Origin of the sequence: Bremerella volcania (assembly GCF_007748115.1) — a bacterium.
GTDB classification, from domain to species: Bacteria; Planctomycetota; Planctomycetia; order Pirellulales; family Pirellulaceae; genus Bremerella; species Bremerella volcania.
Map to the genome: position 1 here is coordinate 39,520 of NZ_CP036289.1, position 18,484 is coordinate 58,003.

At 55.9% G+C, this 18,484-nt stretch carries 18 protein-coding genes; 10 read left to right on the forward strand and 8 right to left on the reverse strand.

From position 1 onward, the window contains the following. Positions 1 to 126 precede the first annotated feature (126 nt). From Pan97_RS00175 to Pan97_RS00185, 3 genes are all read left to right on the forward strand, one after another. Positions 127 to 1,122 carry a zinc-binding dehydrogenase gene (locus Pan97_RS00175; RefSeq protein WP_144969599.1) on the forward strand — a complete coding sequence of 332 codons (996 nt, stop codon included), beginning with the start codon at positions 127 to 129 and terminating at the stop codon, positions 1,120 to 1,122. Positions 1,123 to 1,184: 62 nt separating this feature from the next. Beyond that, positions 1,185 to 2,213: an aldo/keto reductase gene (locus tag Pan97_RS00180; RefSeq protein WP_144969600.1), complete on the forward strand. Its 1,029-nt coding sequence runs from the start codon at positions 1,185 to 1,187 to the stop codon at positions 2,211 to 2,213. Between the two features lie 84 nt (positions 2,214 to 2,297). Continuing rightward, on the forward strand, positions 2,298 to 3,293 hold the full coding sequence (locus Pan97_RS00185; RefSeq protein WP_144969602.1) for a hypothetical protein: 996 nt from the start codon (positions 2,298 to 2,300) through the stop codon (positions 3,291 to 3,293). A gap of 27 nt (positions 3,294 to 3,320) precedes the next feature. On the opposite strand, the gene Pan97_RS00190 is transcribed toward Pan97_RS00185, so the two are convergent. Beyond that, entirely contained in the window at positions 3,321 to 3,659 is a 339-nt protein-coding gene (locus tag Pan97_RS00190; RefSeq protein WP_144969603.1) for a ribonuclease E inhibitor RraB, read from the reverse strand. Positions 3,660 to 3,702: 43 nt separating this feature from the next. Beyond that, the gene (locus tag Pan97_RS00195; protein ID WP_144969605.1) at positions 3,703 to 4,005 is read right to left on the reverse strand and encodes a hypothetical protein; all 303 of its coding nucleotides are present in this window, start codon (positions 4,003 to 4,005) and stop codon (positions 3,703 to 3,705) included. 99 nt (positions 4,006 to 4,104) lie between these two features. Between Pan97_RS00195 and Pan97_RS00200 the strand changes: the two genes are divergently transcribed. From Pan97_RS00200 to Pan97_RS00215, 4 genes are all read left to right on the forward strand, one after another. Next, positions 4,105 to 5,448, forward strand: a complete 1,344-nt coding sequence (locus Pan97_RS00200) for a sulfatase-like hydrolase/transferase (RefSeq protein ID WP_144969606.1) — start codon at positions 4,105 to 4,107, stop codon at positions 5,446 to 5,448. Between the two features lie 43 nt (positions 5,449 to 5,491). Further along, positions 5,492 to 6,829 carry a sulfatase family protein gene (locus tag Pan97_RS00205; RefSeq protein WP_144969608.1) on the forward strand — a complete coding sequence of 446 codons (1,338 nt, stop codon included), beginning with the start codon at positions 5,492 to 5,494 and terminating at the stop codon, positions 6,827 to 6,829. Positions 6,830 to 6,860: 31 nt separating this feature from the next. Then, entirely contained in the window at positions 6,861 to 7,898 is a 1,038-nt protein-coding gene (locus tag Pan97_RS00210) for a leucine-rich repeat domain-containing protein (protein WP_144969609.1), read from the forward strand. 355 nt (positions 7,899 to 8,253) lie between these two features. Further along, the gene (locus Pan97_RS00215) at positions 8,254 to 8,769 is read left to right on the forward strand and encodes a hypothetical protein (protein WP_144969611.1); all 516 of its coding nucleotides are present in this window, start codon (positions 8,254 to 8,256) and stop codon (positions 8,767 to 8,769) included. On the opposite strand, the gene Pan97_RS00220 is transcribed toward Pan97_RS00215, so the two are convergent. Further along, on the reverse strand, positions 8,687 to 9,511 hold the full coding sequence (locus Pan97_RS00220) for a DUF2071 domain-containing protein (protein ID WP_144969613.1): 825 nt from the start codon (positions 9,509 to 9,511) through the stop codon (positions 8,687 to 8,689). The genes Pan97_RS00215 and Pan97_RS00220 overlap by 83 nt on opposite strands. 581 nt (positions 9,512 to 10,092) lie before the next feature. Between Pan97_RS00220 and Pan97_RS00225 the strand changes: the two genes are divergently transcribed. Further along, entirely contained in the window at positions 10,093 to 11,592 is a 1,500-nt protein-coding gene (locus Pan97_RS00225) for a sulfatase family protein (RefSeq protein WP_144969615.1), read from the forward strand. A gap of 80 nt (positions 11,593 to 11,672) precedes the next feature. Further along, complete coding sequence (locus Pan97_RS00230) at positions 11,673 to 12,119, forward strand: hypothetical protein (RefSeq protein WP_144969617.1); 447 nt, start codon at positions 11,673 to 11,675, stop codon at positions 12,117 to 12,119. A 48-nt stretch (positions 12,120 to 12,167) separates the two neighbouring features. Here the strand turns inward: Pan97_RS00230 and Pan97_RS26145 are convergent, their stop codons facing one another. The 5 genes from Pan97_RS26145 to Pan97_RS00255 form a co-directional block, all read right to left on the reverse strand. Then, entirely contained in the window at positions 12,168 to 12,257 is a 90-nt protein-coding gene (locus Pan97_RS26145; RefSeq protein ID WP_165698539.1) for a type II secretion system protein, read from the reverse strand. Positions 12,258 to 12,752: 495 nt separating this feature from the next. Next, entirely contained in the window at positions 12,753 to 13,178 is a 426-nt protein-coding gene (locus Pan97_RS00240; protein ID WP_144969621.1) for a hypothetical protein, read from the reverse strand. A 25-nt stretch (positions 13,179 to 13,203) separates the two neighbouring features. Continuing rightward, positions 13,204 to 14,157, reverse strand: coding sequence for a DUF1559 domain-containing protein (locus tag Pan97_RS00245; protein WP_144969623.1), 954 nt, complete (start codon positions 14,155 to 14,157; stop codon positions 13,204 to 13,206). Positions 14,158 to 14,360: 203 nt separating this feature from the next. Further along, positions 14,361 to 14,828 carry a carboxypeptidase regulatory-like domain-containing protein gene (locus Pan97_RS00250; protein WP_144969625.1) on the reverse strand — a complete coding sequence of 156 codons (468 nt, stop codon included), beginning with the start codon at positions 14,826 to 14,828 and terminating at the stop codon, positions 14,361 to 14,363. Positions 14,829 to 14,863: 35 nt separating this feature from the next. Next, complete coding sequence (locus Pan97_RS00255; protein ID WP_196782229.1) at positions 14,864 to 15,886, reverse strand: DUF1559 domain-containing protein; 1,023 nt, start codon at positions 15,884 to 15,886, stop codon at positions 14,864 to 14,866. A gap of 609 nt (positions 15,887 to 16,495) precedes the next feature. Here Pan97_RS00255 and Pan97_RS00260 point away from each other — a divergent pair. After that, positions 16,496 to 18,124, forward strand: a complete 1,629-nt coding sequence (locus tag Pan97_RS00260) for an alkaline phosphatase (RefSeq protein WP_241676345.1) — start codon at positions 16,496 to 16,498, stop codon at positions 18,122 to 18,124. Positions 18,125 to 18,484: the final 360 nt, after the last annotated feature.

The window sequence follows — 18,484 nt, forward strand, 5'->3', positions numbered from 1 at the left end:
AGAATTTAGGGAAGGATGGGTAAAGGATGGGTGATAATTCATTCTACTCGTATGACCCGATCGGGCCAAAGGTTTCAAGCAGTAGCTTGCCCCCACCAACGACGAAATTCGGGAAAGGACAACCGCATGCCTGGATTAATGATTAAAGAGCTTAAGTCCCCCTTAGAGCTATCTGACTACGACTTAGGGGAGTTGAAGCCAGGTTACGCCAAGGTCGAGATGAAAGCCGCGGCACTGAATCACCGCGACTACTGGATCACGCAAGGCATGTACCCGGGAATCGAATTGCCCAAGATCCTCGGTTCAGACGGGGCAGGCATCGTTACCCAGGTTGGTAGTGATGCCGATAATAGCTGGCTCAACCAGGAGGTGATCATCAATCCCGGCTGGGACTGGGGAACCAACGAAGCGGCTCAATCGGCCGAGTTCACCATTTTGGGAATGCCCCACAACGGGACGTTCACCAGTCACATGCACGTGCCGATCGAGACCCTGCGAGCCAAACCGAAACACCTCAGCTGGGAAGAAGCAGCCGCGCTTCCCCTGGCCGGCGTCACCGCGTTCCGGGCTACGATGTCCCAGGGACAGTTGCGACCCGGTGAAAAGGTCTTGGTCAGTGGTATCGGCGGCGGGGTGGCAACGCTCGCCTTGCAGTTCGCCGTCGCGATCGGGGCGGAAGTTGCCGTCACGTCGTCGAAGCCTGAGAAACTGGCCAAGGCCAAAGAACTCGGCGCGGTCGCAGGCTTCAACTACCGCGAGGATGATTGGCACAAGAAAGCGGCCGGCGAGTTTGGTCGACCCAGTTTGATTATCGATAGCGCCGCTGGCAAAGGGTATGCCAATCTGATCGCCTTGGCCGCACCAGGCGGACGGATTGTGAACTATGGTGCCACGACCGGGCCTCCGGAAACGATCGACATGTTCAAAGTCTTCTGGAATCAATTGAAGTTGATCGGGACGACGATGGGTTCCCCCGCCGATTTCCGCGGCATGTTAAATCTTGTCGAGAAACATGAGATTCGCCCCGTGATCGATCAAGTCTTCAGTCTCGCCCAAGGCAACGAAGCTTTGTCCCGGATGGAACAAGGCGAACAATTCGGTAAGATCGTTTTGCGAATGTAATCATTCAACGCACTGCCTCTTGTGACCCAGCCCGCTGAAACCCCCACGACAGAAAGAGCATCATGAAGACACGCCCTCTCGGAAAATCAGGCATCGAAGCATCCGTCGTCGCTTTCGGGGCCTGGGCAATCGGTGGATGGACTTGGGGTGGAGCCGACGAGAAGGAATCGATCGCGGCGATTCACGCCTACCTCGATGCCGGCGGTAACCTGATCGATACGGCACCTGTGTATGGCTTCGGCCACAGCGAAGAAGTCGTCGGCAAGGCGATCGCCGATCGTCGCGACCAGGTCATCGTCGCCACGAAGTGCAGCATGCGGTGGGACCTGACCGATGCCCAGAAGAAGCGGGCTACCAAGCGTTTCAGCACCACCAAGCAAAACGTCGACTGGAGCGGTGAAAAGACCGACGAGAGCTTCGACGTCTACATCTACAGCGGCAAGGACGGCATCCGGGAAGAGGTCGAACGCAGCTTGAAATTGCTGCAAACCGACGTGATCGACCTGTACCAGACCCATTGGCAAATGGATAACACGCCGATCCAGGAGCGTATGGAGACGCTGATGGAACTGAAGAAGGAAGGCAAGATCCGCGCCATCGGGGTCTGCAACGCCACCCAGGAAGAGATGAACGCGTATCGCCAGTTCGGCCAGTTGGATACCGATCAGGAAAAGTATTCGATGTTGGACCGCGATATGGAAAAGACCAATCTCGATTACTGCGCGAAGCAGGACCTCGCGTTTCTGGCGTACAGTCCTTTGAGTCAGGGTCTGCTGACCGGCAAGATCACTCCGGATCGCAAGTACGACGAAGGAGACCAGCGCAACTTCAAGCCGCGTTTCAACCCCGAGAACGTCCGCCAGGTGCAAGCGATGCTTGAACCGATGCGGGCCATCGCCGACAAGCACGACGCCACCCTCGCGCAGCTCACCATGGCCTGGACGCTGGCCCAGCGAGGCTGCTCGCACGTGCTGTGCGGTGCCCGAACCCCGCAGCAAGCGGTCGACAATGCGAAGGCCGGCAGTATCGATCTGAGTGACGGCGAGATCGCCGAAATCACCAAGGCGGTCGAAAGCTACGACGGCGTGTAGGCAATTTGCTTCGCGTGAGGCATGCCTTCAGGATTGATTTCGAGTAATCTAAGGGCATATCACGAAATCCTCGGAGAGCGTCTTATGCGTGCCCGACGTTTGTTTCTCGTAGTTCTGTCTGCGCTGATTGTTTCTGGCGCCGCGTTGGCCGACGAGCCGAAGCTGCGCGATCGCTTGACGATTCCGCAGCAAGGGCATCTCGAACTGCAGCGGGCCATCATTGCCGATCTCGACGGGGTTCAGTTGAAGACTTTGGCTGACGTCGTCAAGCTGCGCGACCAGTTGGAAGCCATCCCCTACGATCGCGAGGAGATTCTGAAGTGGAAGTTCCTCGATCAACTCGGCTTCAGCGTCGTCAAGCTCGAGATCCCCCCTTCGCCACCGGGCGTGAAGATTGAATTGATCCAGGGGCCGGCGTGGACCACCACCATCTACGACTACACCCAGGAGGCCTACGTCGATCGCACCTCGTATGACACGACCGAGCATACCTATGCCCGCTCGCCGGTCTCCGAGGTATCGCTGCACCAGAATGGAGAGACGCAGTCGGTCGTCCATGGCGTTCCCCGCGAACCGCACGCCGACCGCTTCGTACCAGGCGACGTCCTAGCGCGGAGTACGCAGCTCTTGAGCGCTCCTTACTTGCTGAAGCAAACCGCCGGCAAGACCTTTCATGTGGCCGAGTTTTCGCAGTACGAGAAGTGGCTGCTGGTCGACCCCGATCAAGACGCGATCCTGGCAACGGCCGCGGTCGATAAGAAGAACAACCAGGTCTTTAATTGCTCGTTGTATCTGTATCTGCAGCCGTCGAGCGAGAAGTGCCGCTTTCAGATGCCCCGGCTGATTCTCAACTTCAATCTGCTGCCGGATGACGTCTGCCACGTGACGATGGTTCACTTCGATCAGGCCGACTTCGAGACGCCGATCAAACCGCAGCAGCTACAAGTGCCGGTCAAACAGGGAGCCCTCTACACGTCCAAGTCGGATGGTCGTGCGTTCCAACGGCGCTTGCCCAACGACGTCGAAGACATCTTGAACCTCTTTCCCGAGACGGTTCAGAAGATGATCCGCAAGCAGTAGAGCCCACGCCAGCCGAACCCGCGGTGCTCAATCTTCGTCCTTGTTGCCGAACGTGCCGAAGCCATCACTGTAGCCTCCAAACGGATCGGCCAGATCGTCCAGGCTCTCCTCGATGTCGAACACCGCGTCGACCGTCGCCAGGATGGTCTTGGTGCAGTAGCAGGTCCACTCGCCGGACTCTTCATCCTGCTCGACGCTCGTCTCAAACCCGATCTTGCGAGCCTCGTCGGCAACCTGATCGCCAGCTTCCTGGCTCGGCACGGCGACGAAGAAGTCCATCTCGATCGGCTTGGACAAGTCGGAGCCATCCGCTTCGATCTGCTTCAGGGCCTGGGCGGTGACGGCTTTTGCTTCGGGGTCGAACATGATTGCGGGTCCTTGTACGGTGGCAATTGAGCAGCGCTATATTCTACTCTTCCTCGAAATGACAACTGAATCCAGCCTGAGCGACCCACTGCGAAATAAACTCGAGGAATCGCGGGTATTCGTGACTATTCCATCCATAGAAGCAAACGTATATCTCCCGCTCTTTCAAGGCAACATAAATCGCTTCCCAAGTATCGTCAGCAAACTCTGGAAGCTGAAGACGCAACTCAGACGCAGTCTGGGAAAGCGGGATCATCCCGAAGTGCTTTAAAAGCAGGTCGAACAGCACGGCACTATCGCATTCTTCCAATGGTCGATCCAGCTTGGCAAAGTATTCCATTCCCATATAAGGGCTCCGAAAAGGGAAAATTTGACCGACCAATTCCAGTCGAGGATACTAAAAGGCCACCGAATTCCTTCCGTTTCCCTCCAGGTTCCACGTTCCATGAATCGCGTTTTATCGCTGTTTGCGGTCGGTCTGCTGCTGACGACTTGTTCTTCCCTGTTCGCAGCCGACAAGCCGAATGTGATCTTCATTCTGGCGGACGACCAAGGCTCGGTCGATGCCGGGTGCTATGGATCGAAGGACTTGCATACGCCGCACATGGACTCGCTGGCCGTGCATGGGGTTCGCTTGACGCAGTTTTACTCTGCCGCGCCGGTTTGCTCGCCATCCCGGGCCGGAGCGCTGACGGGGCGTTGGCCGGTGCGTGCTGGGGTGCCGAATAACTGCTCGTCGAAGAAGGGGGGCGGCGGTGCTTTGCCCAGTGAAGAAATCACCCTGGCCGAGATGTTCAAAGCCGCCGGTTACACGACCGCCCACATCGGCAAGTGGCATATCGGCTACACGCCGGAGACGATGCCGCTGGCTCAGGGGTTCGACTACTCGATCGGTCACATGGGAGGCTGCATCGATAACTACTCCCACTTTTTCTACTGGAATGGGCCCAACCGTCACGACCTGTGGCGCAACGGCGAAGAAGTCCACGAGGACGGAACCTACTTCCCGCAACTGATGGCGGACGAAGCGTGTGCGTTCATCGAAAAGAACCAGGACAAGCCGTTCTTCATTTACTACGCGATGAACACGCCCCACTATCCCTATCAAGGGGAAGCGAAGTGGCTCGAACATTTCAAAGAGGTACCGTACCCGCGAAATCTTTACGCCGCGTTCATCGCCTCGCAAGACGAACGGGTTGGCCAGGTGTTGGCCAAGCTCGATAAGCTCGACCTGCGGAAGAACACCATCATCATCTACCAGTCCGACAACGGTTACTCGACCGAAGAAAGGGCTCACTTCGGCGGCGGCAACAGCGGACCTTACCGCGGTGCCAAGTTCAGCATGTTTGAAGGAGGCATTCGCCTGCCCGGCATCATCAGTTGGCCAGGCAAGCTACCTGAAGGGGAAGTCCGCGATCAAATGGCCCATGCGTGCGACTGGATGCCCACCCTGGCCGAACTGACCGGCGTGAAGCTGCCGGAGACCCACCTCGATGGCCGCTCGATGGTCAACATGCTGAAAGATGCCACGGCGCAGTCGCCCCACTTCAATCATCCGCTGCACTGGCAGGTGGGCAACGGTCCGAATGCTGCCTGGGCCGTCCGGGCAGGCGACTGGAAACTGATCGCCAATACCCGCGATACGCATGAAGACGCTCAAAACGCCTCGTTCAAAATCTTCCTGGCCAACATCATGGAAGACCCTGGCGAAAAGAACAACCTCGCGGATCAACATCCGGACGTGGTCAAGCGACTGACGAAACTGCATGAGGAAGAGTTCGCGAAGTAAGGACTGCCACCCAGATAACCCTTTTCCCTAACGAGCCCCACCCATGAAATCCCTTCTCTCACTTCTCACCTTATTGACGCTCGCAGCATCTGTCTTCGCCGCCGAACCCAAGCGGCCGAACTTCGTGATCATCTACACCGATGACCTCGGCTACGGCGACGTTTCGACTTATCACGACTCGGACGTGGCCACGCCCAACATCGACAAGCTGGCCGCCGAGGGGATGACCTTCACGCAGATGCGGGCCAACTGCACGGTCTGTTCCCCTTCGCGCGCGGCGCTGCTGACCGGTCGATACCCTGACCTGGTCGGTGTGCCTGGGGTGATCCGCACCAATCGGGATAACTCGTGGGGCTTTCTCAAACAAGGTGTACCCACCTTGGCCGACGAGCTGAAGAAGCAAGGGTACACCACCGCGTGCATTGGCAAGTGGCATCTGGGGCTGGAATCTCCCAACACCCCCAATGAGCGCGGCTTCGATCACTTCCACGGGTTCCTCGGCGACATGATGGACAGCTACATCACCCATCGCCGCGAGGGGAACAACTACATGCGGTACAACGATCGCGAGATCGATCCCGAGGGGCATGCGACCGACCTGTTCGCTCAGTGGGCGCATCAGTACATCTGTACTCGCGGTGCCCACAAGCAGCAGCCGTTCTTTCTGTACCTGGCCTTCAACGCGCCTCATTTCCCGATCGAACCGCCGAAGGAATACCTCGACGCGGTGAAGAAGGCGAAGCCTGAGCTGGATGAGAAGCGGGCCAAGAACGTCGCGTTCGTGCAGCACCTGGATGACGCGGTGGCGAAGGTGCTTAAGGCGCTCGATACGTTCGGCCTGGCCGAGAACACGATCGTTTACTTCGGCAGCGACAACGGCGGCAGCCTGCCGCATGCTCAGAACAACGATCCGTGGCGCGACGGCAAGCAGAGCCACTACGACGGCGGGCTGAAGGTCCCATTCTTCGTGCGTTGGCCTGGCCACATTCAGCCAGGCAGCACGAGCGACTACCAGGGGATGAATTTTGATGTCTTCCCGACGTTCGTCGAGCTCGCTGGTGGCACTCCGGCCGAAGACCTGAACGCGGTGAGCCTGGTGCCGCTGCTGGAGGGGAAACCGATGCCCAAGAAGCCGCGTGATTTGTACTTCGTTCGCCGCGAAGGAGGCCAGCGCTACGGCGGCAAAGCGTACCAGGCCATCATCCGCGACGGCTGGAAGCTGATGCAGAACGACCCTTACATGCCGTTGGAACTTTACAACCTGAACGAAGACCCGCAGGAACAACACGACCTGGCCAAGACCAACCGTCAGAAGTTCCGCGAACTGCAGCAAGCCCTGCAGAAGCAGATTCAAGCGGCTGGCAGCGTGCCGTGGCAGTAGGATGAATGAGGCATTCATTTTTTAGGAACAGATGATGCGATTTCGATTTTCACTACTGACGATCGTATGGGTATGCTTTGCCGCAACGTCCGGGCTTTCTCAGGACTTGGGCAAAGCGAAGAATGCTGAAGAAGCCGCCGCGGCGCTCGAAAAGATGGGCGCGTTCGTCGAACGAGGTATTGTGTCGGGCCGCGTCGAGTACGTCTCGTTTCGAGAGAAGCGTTTCGCGCCCCATGATCTTGCCGGGCTCAAACACTTCCCCGGGCTAGACTGGGTTTCGTTCGAAAAGGTGACGCTATCCGGAAGAGATCTGAGCGCCCTATCCGAGGCAAAAACCATTAAGGAGATTAGTTTCACCGAGGTACCGATTACCGACAAAGATCTCTTGCCTCTTGCCTCGTTGAAAGACCTGAAGAAGCTGTATTTTTACGATTGTCCGATCAAAGGGAGAACGCTAGGCAAGTTCCCGAATCTGGAGTTCTTGCACGTCTTTGAGTGTCCTTTGGACGACGCGGCCATGAAACAAGTTGGCACCCTGGAGAAGGTCTGGAGTCTCACGCTTTCGGAAACGAAGTTGACCAATCGAGGCGTGAAAGCTCTTGCGTCCCTCAAGGAACTCAAATTGGTGACCTTGGGCTACAACAATATCGGCGATCCAGCGATAGAGGCGCTCCAAGGGCTGGAAAAGTTGACGTTTATCGATGTGGACCATACAAACGTCGGAGACGAAGGGCTGCAGATGCTCAAAGGGGTGAAGACACTCGAGTTAATTTCGGCTGAAAGCACGAAAATTACCGACAAAGGACTCGAAGCGCTGTTGGAACTTCCGGAACTCAATGCGCTCTATCTTGACGGCAACAACATCACCGACGAAGGCCTCCGGACGCTCTCGAAGATCAAAACGCTGGATAACCTTCAGCTCGACGATACGAAAGTTACCGATGCCGGCCTGCCGGCGGTCTTGGACTTGACCAACCTCACCATCCTGATGGTTCAAAGAACCGGCGTTACCAAAGCCGGGGCGGACGAGCTTTGGTCGAAGAAGATGAATCTGCGGATTACTTACTGAACCATCCGCGATGGCAGTATTCACCAAGCAATCTGGCAATTTGCCACAGAGAGAGGTGATCCATGATTGCCGCATTCAAAGTCATTCTGATTGGCATCGGTATGGCCCGGCATCTTGTGGCGGCTCAACCGTGGGTCCCGCCTCGATAAGTTGGGAGACGTTGCCTTCGTTCTGGGTACCCTCCTGTTTTTACAATTGGCGCGCCTGGCAATCAGTTACCCCTGGTCCCTTACCGATGTGGCTACTTGGGCAATGGTCGCCGCTTGTGTGATGGTGGGGCTTGCCGCCAAGGTGACATTGGAAAACGTCTTGGGGACGCTCTTGTCTTATCGGCGTGTGGAATAGGAATCGTGCGGTGAAGTTGCTTCGCGAAGTTGCCGTTTCGCTTCTTATCGTGGGCGTATGCTATTTCTTCTTCGCACATATCGTCTTTCGAGGAGTGGATCCTTCCACGCTCGGAAGTGATCCCCCCGTGAGCCCGCCAGAAGAAGTCCATCGTGTGGTTAGCCCCGCAGGCTTCTCCATTGTGGCGCCCAAGAACTGGGGATCTGCGTTTCCCGACAGCCCAGAGATTCAGCTTCGCCCTCGTACGGCGTTCCCAGGTCGGTGCGGTTTTTTCTCGGTGATGAAAGTGGGCCCGTGGGATCCAAAATCGGAGGGCTACCTGCCGATTACCTTCCAGGGCCAAAAGGCTTGGCAGCGTATTGAATCACGGCCGACAACATTCGACGATCCGGCCGTGACGTACTATGAACTGACCTTCGAGCGCGACGGCCAGTGGTATTACATCAAGTATGGTGTTCAAGAAGAATGGGATGAGCCCTCTGAGATCGTTCGGCAGTACCTTGATACGTTTCGCATTGAGCCGTAATCGATGGAACGTTATCTCGCTTAGCCTGCATGCTAGTTCGCTCATGCCACTCATGATCGATACTGCGCATCAGCAGCGCGTTATCGAACACCGCGGTACCTGGGGGAAATAAGTTGGCGTTGTCGAAGAAGGACGACTCAACGTGTTCGATATCGAGCGGCGTGACTTGCCAATTGAATGAACGTAACTCCAACCCATCGAACTGGTCAGGTTTGTTCGCCGGCGAGTATCCGATCGATCCACACTCGAAGAAGTGCGAGACTTCTTCGACGCTGTGGAAGATGGAGGTCTTCGACAAATCGTCCGCCACACGACCTGCGACCAGGAATTGAGCTTGGCGGTCGTGACTGGTGACTCGTATTCGATAGTGATCTGCTTGTTCCGATACCTCGAATTTCGCTCGATGATGCACGCCAGGAAAGATGCGACCACCGGCCAGTGCATTTAAGAAGGAAGAAGTATCCCGACGGGGAATGTAGACGCCTGTCCGCATCTGGTCACCGTCATCCCACTCGACGGCGATTCGATGGGCTGCGTTTTCAGATGAAATGCCCATCCACAAGGGCAAGGTTTTTGGGCGAATGCTCACCAGACGGATCAAACAAATTCCGGCGATACCAAATCCATTCACCACTTGAGGGCGAAAGGGTTTCGGTAATTGCTTGGCAAGCACGTCGGGATCGATGCGATAGTTTGCCAGAATTCTGCGATCGATGATGCCGCGTATGACGGGAAGTCGCATGACGTGTTTCCGGGGATTGGGGATTGTTAACTAAGATTTGAACCGGCGGAAACTGGAAGAGAAAACCCACAATTCAGAACCGAAGCTATGCAGTCCTAAGGATCAAGATCAAGATCCAACAGTGCCCCAAAACACATGCAAATCGACATTAAGAGCCCAAAAACAGCGACCAGGTAAAATAGCATCGCTAGCGGTATCTGACGATCCTTCACCGGCTCATATCCCTTAAAGCTTTGACAGAGAGCAATCGCTATGAGACCTAAGGTGCTGGGAACGATCGCTGGGAGAAATAAGGCGACCGAGGTTACTAGAATCGGAATGCTTCCCAGCACGGCAATTGCGTTCGTCCCGACCGCAAACCAACCGAGCGTTTTGGCGGTTGGAAGATGACGAAGTAGCGCATAGCAGATCGACATAAGGCCTGTGATAAAGCTCAGCAGAAACGAAAGGAAGATTGCGATGCCAAAGAATGCCATGTCACGTCGATGTGGATGAGGATTTGACCCTTCCTATGTCATCAAGGATACTGTTCCTAAAGCCCCTGACCCACCTCACACCTCCACCCAAGCGCGGAAAGCCTCATGCCTCGCATCTCCTTCTACCTATCGGCCTTGCTACTCCTGGCGATCGCCCTGCCTGCCGTTGCCGACGATCGACCTAACTTCATCATTTTCATTGCCGATGACGTCAGCTGGAATGACTTCGGTTGTTATGGCAGCGAAACGGCTCGTACGCCGAATATTGATGCCTTGGCGGCCAGCGGGATGAAGTTCACCAATGCGTATCTCACCGCCAGCAGCTGCAGCCCGAGCCGGTGCAGCATCATCACCGGTCGCTATCCGCACAACAACGGGGCGGCCAGCGAACTGCATCGTCCGCTGCCGGCGCATCTGGTCAAGTTTCCGAAGCTGCTCAAAGCGGCCGGCTACTACACGGCCTTGGCCGGTAAAGATCACATGCCGCAAGACAACGCCGACGAGAAGGCCGTTTGGGACGACAAGCGCGGCACCAATGTGCCTGGCAATTCCGGCGGGGAAGGGCACTGGGTCGATGTCGTGCAGAAGCGTCCCAAGGATAAGCCGTTCTTCTTCTGGTTCGCTTCCACCGACGCCCACCGCGGCTGGGATGCCGACAAGCAGTGGCAGGCCGACAACTACGGACCGAAGCACAATCCCGATGACGTGAAGGTCTCGCCGTACATGCGGAACGAGCCGGCCACGCGCGACGACCTGGCTTCCTACCACAACGAGATCACCCGCTTCGACTACTACATTGGCCAGGTCTGCGAAGAACTGAAAGCTCAAGATGCGTTCGATAATACGCTGATCATCGTCATGGCGGACAACGGCCGTCCGTTCCCACGCGGCAAAACGCGTGTGCACGATAGCGGCATGAAGACTCCCTTCGTCGTCAGCTGGCCTAAAGGAATCAAGGACGCCGGCGAGACCAACAACAAGCTGGTCAGCGTGATCGACATCTGCCCGACCTTCCTGGGCCTGGCTGGCGTGAAGGTTCCGGAGCAAGCCCAAGGCGTCAGCTTTGCTCAACTGCTGGAAGATCCTCAGAATCTGTCCAAACGCAACTACGCGTTCAGCGAACACAACTGGCACGACTACGAGGCCCACGGCCGTGCGGTCCGCAAACAGCAGGGGATTCTTTACATCCGCAATGCGCGGCCTGAGAAAGCCTGGCTGGGCCCGGCCGACTCGGTCAGCTCTCCTTCGCACAAAGACATCGTCGAGGCGAAAGACGACCTGACCCCCGCCCAGGCCGACGTCCTGCTGGCACCACGTCCGGCTGAAGAGTTGTACGACACCAGCCAAGACCCGCTGCAAACCAACAACCTGGTCGGTAGCCCACAGTACGCCAAACACCTGGCCGAAATGCGCCAGGTGATGGACCGGTGGCAAAAGGAAACCGGCGACAGCGCTCCGGCAAACTATACCACCGACTTCTACGACCGTGAGACCGGCTATGTCGACAGCAAGACCGGCGAGCGCATCAAAGGAGATCGCCCCTACGGTGACTGGGCTGGCCAGGAGCACGGTGCCGACAAAATCAACGCCAGCGGGCCGAAGTAGGCATAATGCAAACTCCGCGAATCATTGTGCAGCGACTTCACACCGTATGGACGAAGGCCTCCCGGGGCGGGCAAGGCGCTGTGAGACGAAATGCCTTGCCGCACGCTTGTGCTCTTCCGTTAGATGCATTTGCGGCAGAGATCAGCTTGCATCGAGTCTCGTTTCTGGAAGAGAGCGACTTCCAACCGCAAGAACGGATTGAACCCATCTCGTCTCTGGAAGAACGGAGCCTGCCAGGTCTGTCCGTTTCCGCGGATGTTGAGCGTCTTATCGTTCGTCATCCGAAGGATCCGCGTAGTCTGGCTAACGGCACTTCGGCCTATCCGCACGAAGGCGTCGGCTTCACCATTTCTCTCGATGAATGGGGCCAGGTGGAATTCAATGCCCGCTACTCTGATTGGGACACCGGCACCTGGTGGTACGAACGATCCATCTACAACGTGGGATGGTTTTCACGCGAGGAAACTGATCGATTCACCACCTCACGTCCTACTCAAAGAACCGTCGAGCGGGCCATGCTTCGCTAGCCAGAAACGAAAAAGGACCCTCGCGGCGAAGCAACCGCGAGAGCCCTTTCAGGTACCACCTTCAATGATGGCAATCACCACCAACAGTTCGACCAAGGTAAACGCCGGGCGAACGGAATGTTGTTGTTTCGTTGTCATATTCAAAGCGCTCTCTGTTCCAGGTAGGAAAAATGTCGGAAGTATCGCGACGTCAGACCGGGCTCCATGATCCAACAGCCGGATATACCGAGATATCATCAAGGCTTATACCGAATTTCAGATCGCACTAGGGAGAATCAGGTGGAAAAATGGCAGATTGGACGATGAATGCATCTACTGGTAGATGATCCGTCGATAGATCGCCTAATGTGTGTTTAGCGAAGATTGCGTCTTTCCGAGCCGAACACCAAATATTGGCTAGCCCAGACCGGTATCGATCGAGAAGCTGTCGGCGAAGTGGGCGAAACCATGCAATGAATCGAGGCAGATCGTTTTACAAAGACCACCACCTCGGAAAGTAAAAAAGGGCCCCCTGCAGATAGGATCGCAAGGGGGTCCCAACTCTCTGTTCCATTGAATTGTGCACCACGAACAAGACCAGGTTGGTCGCGTTCGATAATCATATGGTTTACTTCACTGACCAACGGGCGGGGCTTATAACTCGAAGGTAAATTCATTCACGGGCTGTGAATGGACTTCTGCCGTCAAGTCGCTTGTATCTGGCGATGCATACTTTTGAGGCAAATCCTTAGGCAGTTTGGGAATGACTGGCATTCCGTCTGCCCCAGGTTCATGCGACGTATTGGGCGGAATGATCGCGACTTGGTAAGTCGCTTCCGGGATCTTCGTCGTGCTCGCAAACGTACCGTCGGGGCTTAATTCGCAAGTAATGCCGACCCCCAGATCAGGATTGTGAAACTTGACGTTGGCACCCGTTAACGGTTTGCCATTAAGAGTCACCTTGCCGGAAACGGTTCCGCCAGCGTTGGACTCGCCGCAGCCGATCATCGCAGCGACTCCCACAAATAGGAGCGAGCATACAATGGTCGATCGCGAGATGATCGTTGCTTTTTGGATCATAAAGGTTTTTCTCTGTTCTCTAGCCTTAGTCGAATTTCACAACTTCACCATCGCTCTTGAGTGCCAACAATTTGAAGTTATTGAGGTCGATCGTTTCTGAAATGAATCGAACCGATCCGTCCGCCAACAAGATGTTGATGCCACCAGGATGGGCGGACGCAAGAATGGTTGAATTGATGTAACAGTAGCCGCAATCCCAAGGATCAGGACAGGTAGCATTGGGACCATACTGGATAGGTACGATGCCCGACATGATGCCGTATTGCGTACCCGTTTGGCTCAGGTTCCCAGGGCCTTCCCAGCCACCGTGATAACCACCTGGTGCCATCGTCTTTCCTTCGGCAAATGGCCACGAACCAACCCCGGAACCAGTATATTTTACACGTTCGGATTGCTCGCCTACGATCATTGTGTTGGACGTACCATCGGTGAGCTCAGCCAGCTTAACCTTCTTATTGACTGAGAATGGTCCGTTATCGCAATTCCAACCATAGTGTTTTTGGCAAGTTCCCACGCTCGTTCCGACCGCGCCGCTGACGCCCATGTAGTGATGGTACTGATACTTTAATCCGTTCCATCCTGGGTTCATGTTCGGATCCAGCGGGCTCGACGGGCAGACGAACGTATCGACTGTCGTGCCGCCCAGCGCGGGGGTGTTAGCATTGTTTTGATCACCGCGAAAGGTTTCCGAGAAATTGAGTTGCTCGTACAGGTTGTTCTGTTCCAGATACGGAAGAACGCCAACCCGCCAGTTGTGCTGTTGCAGCACTCCCATCGGCAACGCCAAAAACGTATCGTTATAAGTATGTAAGGCAATACCGAGCTGTTTGAGGTTGTTCGTGCATTGCATTCGTCGCGCAGCTTCACGTGCTTGTTGGACGGCTGGCAACAGTAGGGCGATTAGAACACCAATGATGGCAATCACCACCAGTAGCTCAACTAGCGTAAAGCCAGAGCATTTGCGAAGCGGACGCTTCATCAGGAGGGCCTCCAATTAAGTAGGAAGTAAAGATAACGTGCGTCGAAGTGACGCTTAGGGGATGTCTCTGATCTTGTTTGGGTGGTCATCCCTTCCTCACGTTCAACCCCTATGCCGAACGTAAAAAAGGGCCCCCGCGACAAGTGTCGCGAGGGTACCCAGCACTCTGTTCCGATTGATAGTCGATCTCAAGCAAGACCTGGCTAGTCTAGTTCGATGATCACGTGGTTTTTCTCGCCCTCTTTCACGACGGCCGGAATTCCTTCAATCGATTTCGGACCTCCGTCATTGCGTCCGCGGCGGCCGGCCGCATCCGGGTTGGAGACCGGGGCCAGTTTCGTTTCCCCTTCGATTGGATCTTCCACAGGCTCCTCTTCAACTTCCGCACCATTGGTACTTCCGCCGATCACGGTCACCTTGTGGTTACCGATCACCGCCCCCGGCTTACCGGTCGAGTAGCGAAGTCTGAAGTTGCCTTGCTCGTCCGACTTGCCGTAAGAAGCGGCCCCGGGACCTTCAGGGTAGAACTCGAGTTGGGCACCGACAAAGGGAACGCCGTTCTTGGTGATCGTTCCAGTAACGCCTTCCAGCGCAGGGCCTGAATCGCTGCATCCTATCAGTATGACCATGGCAAACAGCGTAGTCGCCGCCAAGGCTCTTTGAATCGTCATCAGTCAAGTCCTTTGGGATTGGTAGGGTGATTCGATTAGTACTCGCCAACGACACGACCATCGGCGCGATTGCCCAGGCTACGGAGCGTATCGAAGTTCATATGTTCGCTGACGAATCGCGTCGAACCGTCGGCCAGTGTGAACAATGCTCCGCCTGGGTGCGGCGAGCAGAATGGCGAGTGATGTCCCCGGCGGCCATACCAGTAGTCGCCAATCCCATGGGGGCTGTGATTGCCGGAGGCCACGAAGTTGATACCCACGCGGAAGGAAGAATGACCGTTCCAGTAACCTTCGTCCGTTTCACCGCCGCCGCCGCCGCTCCAGGCACCCCCGTGCCAGCTGAAGTCGCGGTAGTCCTTCTTGACGACGTTGCCACTTCCATCATCGATACGGACGAAGTCGGACTGTTCGCCGATAGCCAGCGTGTTGCTGGTTCCGTCGGTGATGTCTTTGAACGCGGTAACCTGCGAGTTCTTCGAGTCGGTCGTGATGAACACGCCGGAGTAGTCGTTGCGGCCATGATAGCCGTACCAATGGGACTTGCCGTCGCCATACGTTCCACCGACGCCGCAATAGTCGGCGATCTGGTACTGGATCGTTGATGGTGCACCGTCATTGGTCGTGTCACTATTGGCGGTTTGCGAGTGGAAGCGTTCCATCGGGCTGGAAGGGCAGTTCAGGCCTTCCACGAAGATATTGGTCGTCACTCGCCAGTTGCGGTCGAAACCACGTCCTGACCAGTCGCTTCCGCTGAACGTGCATTGATCGTACGCGGCCGATTGCTCGATGAATGGCCAGATCCGCACAAGCCAGCTCGCGGGTCGATCGGTCGGCGCGGTGATGAAGTGGGCAATCGGGAATTCCAAGTGCGTGTCATGATAGTTGTGCAGCGCCAAGCCAAGCTGTTTGAGGTTGTTGCTACATTGCATTCGCCGTGCGGCTTCACGCGCTTGTTGGACGGCTGGCAACAGCAGGGCGATTAGAACACCAATGATGGCGATGACCACTAAAAGTTCGACAAGGGTGAAGCCGCGACGCTTCAAGGTCGGACGAATCATCAGGAGGGCCTCCGGTTAAGGAATGGAAAAAATAAAACCAAATATGCCTCAATTTCGCTATTCCGCGATATCACCAAGATATATCGGGATATCGTTTGAGGTTCAATATGGCAAAGACCGTGCCACTCGGGAAAAGTCCGGCGACGGAACGCTTAGTGAAAAATCAAATTCCCTTAGTTTTCAGCTTGTATTCTTAGGTTCTGCGGTTTTACGTATATTTTTACGCGGAAATTGAAACCCGCCGGAGGGGTGATAAAAAAATATCCACCACTAATTTTCTTGCACAATCTGTCGGCAGACTTGCTTAGATTGCCAACAGGCAATTCCTTAACCACCTACACCATCGGTGGTACGGTGCGACATTGAGAATCCTTCCAGTGCTGGGCACGGCATCACCTAGAGGTTGTGCGCGTCAGCGTAGCTTCTCTCACCGAGCACTTGTCCGGCACGGTTTCCACACTTGAAGCAATCACACGATTCCGACCGTCGTGCGCAAAAAGTTGGGTGTCCTGCGCGATGAGGGGTTTATTGCCAGGCGCTGGGCAGGTTCAATGAAGGGTTCAAGACAAGTCGTCATTCCTCCCCCCATTCCCGCGCAGAGACCTACCCGTGTTGAAGATCTTCCCTGCGATTTGTTTGGTTACCCTGGGTTTGCTCCTGGCAAGCATGGGACTTGCCGAGTCGCTCGAGCGCGTGCCGGTCTCGTCCCTTCAACAGAAGAATGCGGAGACGAATCGTCCCCAGTCGATTCACTGGGGGCCCAATGAAAAGAAGTATTCCAGCTGGACCAATCACTCCAACCGCCTGATCCCGATCTACACGTTCGGCATCGATCTGGACGCGGTCGATGGCGTAAGTAGTGTTTATCGAAGTGAAGAGAAGCTTGAGAAGTTGTTTGGTTACCTTCCTGCGCAAACCGTCAACTCAAAGGCCGAGTACTTCGATCAGACCGATGTCTATCGTCTGCAGAAGCAGGCCGCCGAAAGTGGCAAGAAGCGGATCATTCTGTTTATCTACGATGGCATGGACTGGCAAACGACCTGGGCGGCCGCCATTTACAAGTCAGGCCGCGTTCCGTATCGCGAGGGGCGCGGGGCCGGACTGCACTTTCAAGACTATCGGGGTGCGAAGACCGACTTTGGGTACTTCGTGACGACTCCACACAACAACGGCACCGACGTGAACGTCGATCGTCAAATCGTGACGTCCCCCGGTGGCAGCACCAAGGGAGGTTACGACGTCGGCGAGGCTGGCGAGTTCCCTTGGAGCGTTCCGGCCGACGCGTATTATCCGATCGCCAAGGGAAAGAACATCATTCACGCGTTCACCGATTCGGCCTCGTCCGCCACGTCGATGACCTCAGGCATTAAGACCTACAACAACGCGATCAACGTCGACTACATGGGGCGTGAAGTTTTGCCGATCTCGCGTCAGTTGCAAGCCGATGGTTGGAAGATTGGCGTCGTGACAAGCGTGCCTGTTTGCCACGCCACGCCTGGGGCGGCCTATGCCAACAACGTACATCGGTACGACTATCAAGACATCACACGCGACCTGATCGGACGTCCTTCGGTCTATCACCCTGGCTCGCTTCCAGGCGTCGACGTCTTGATCGGCGGAGGTTGGGGAGACGAAAAGACGAAGGATGGAAAGCAGGGCCAGAACTTCGTGCCAGGCAATCCTTACATCACCCAAGAGGATCTACAGGCAATCGATGTCGCCAACGGAGGCAAGTACGTCATTGCCCAGCGAACGCCTGGCCAGGCAGGTAAAAAGGTATTGGATGATGGCGCGGCCGGGGCGATTAAACAGGGGCATCGACTCTTTGGATTCTTCGGTATCGGCGGTGGGCACTTGCCATTTCAAACGGCCGATGGCAAGTACGATCCAGTGGTCAGCGCGAAGAGTTCCGGACCGGTCGCGGCTGAGAAATACAGCGCAGCCGACCTTCGCGAGAACGTCACGCTCGCCGACATGAGCATCGCGGCCCTCGACGTGTTGGAAGCCAAGGGCCAGCCGTGGTGGCTGATGATCGAAGCAGGCGACGTCGACTGGGCCAACCATTCGAACAACATCGACGACTCGATCGGAGCCGTGCTCAGTGGTGACGAGGCATTCCACCAGGTAACCCAGTGGATCGAAACGCACGGCGGCTGGGACGATACGTGCCTGATTCTAACGGCCGATCACGGTCACTACCTGGTGATCGAAGACCCTGAGGCACTGACCGGCGAGTAACTTCCTCATGGCCCCTCTCCCTCGCAGGGAGAGAGTCTTTTTGAGCGAAGTCGACATGGCGTCGGCAGTCAACGTACCGCAGGGGACCACGAGTCGAGTACTCGACTCACTCTACCGGAATGTCACAAATTCTAAAGCCCTGTAGGGGGCGACCAAAGCGAGCCATCAAGCTCCTGGTCGCCCCCTACAGGGCTTTTTCTTTTCGGCATTGTTCACTCCTCTGTCCACCAGAATCGCCCCTTCCGTAAATCTTTCAAGAATGTACTTGCAACTAAATTGCAAAACAAATAAAGTCGCATGTGATATTCAGTCGTGCGTTGTTGGGCACGGCTTTCGTTATCCGCGAAGGGGAAGAAGTTC

Bases quoted from the DNA above. Each gene is read 5' to 3' on its own strand.
- Pan97_RS00175 (WP_144969599.1), top strand. From the start codon at position 127: ATGCCTGGATTAATGATTAAAGAGCTTAAGTCCCCCTTAGAGCTATCT.
- Pan97_RS00180 (WP_144969600.1), top strand. From the start codon at position 1,185: ATGAAGACACGCCCTCTCGGAAAATCAGGCATCGAAGCATCCGTCGTC.
- Pan97_RS00185 (WP_144969602.1), top strand. From the start codon at position 2,298: ATGCGTGCCCGACGTTTGTTTCTCGTAGTTCTGTCTGCGCTGATTGTT.
- Pan97_RS00190 (WP_144969603.1), bottom strand. From the start codon at position 3,659: ATGTTCGACCCCGAAGCAAAAGCCGTCACCGCCCAGGCCCTGAAGCAG.
- Pan97_RS00195 (WP_144969605.1), bottom strand. From the start codon at position 4,005: ATGGGAATGGAATACTTTGCCAAGCTGGATCGACCATTGGAAGAATGC.
- Pan97_RS00200 (WP_144969606.1), top strand. From the start codon at position 4,105: ATGAATCGCGTTTTATCGCTGTTTGCGGTCGGTCTGCTGCTGACGACT.
- Pan97_RS00205 (WP_144969608.1), top strand. From the start codon at position 5,492: ATGAAATCCCTTCTCTCACTTCTCACCTTATTGACGCTCGCAGCATCT.
- Pan97_RS00210 (WP_144969609.1), top strand. From the start codon at position 6,861: ATGATGCGATTTCGATTTTCACTACTGACGATCGTATGGGTATGCTTT.
- Pan97_RS00220 (WP_144969613.1), bottom strand. From the start codon at position 9,511: ATGCGACTTCCCGTCATACGCGGCATCATCGATCGCAGAATTCTGGCA.
- Pan97_RS00225 (WP_144969615.1), top strand. From the start codon at position 10,093: ATGCCTCGCATCTCCTTCTACCTATCGGCCTTGCTACTCCTGGCGATC.
- Pan97_RS26145 (WP_165698539.1), bottom strand. From the start codon at position 12,257: ATGACAACGAAACAACAACATTCCGTTCGCCCGGCGTTTACCTTGGTC.
- Pan97_RS00240 (WP_144969621.1), bottom strand. From the start codon at position 13,178: ATGATCCAAAAAGCAACGATCATCTCGCGATCGACCATTGTATGCTCG.
- Pan97_RS00245 (WP_144969623.1), bottom strand. From the start codon at position 14,157: ATGAAGCGTCCGCTTCGCAAATGCTCTGGCTTTACGCTAGTTGAGCTA.
- Pan97_RS00250 (WP_144969625.1), bottom strand. From the start codon at position 14,828: ATGACGATTCAAAGAGCCTTGGCGGCGACTACGCTGTTTGCCATGGTC.
- Pan97_RS00255 (WP_196782229.1), bottom strand. From the start codon at position 15,886: ATGATTCGTCCGACCTTGAAGCGTCGCGGCTTCACCCTTGTCGAACTT.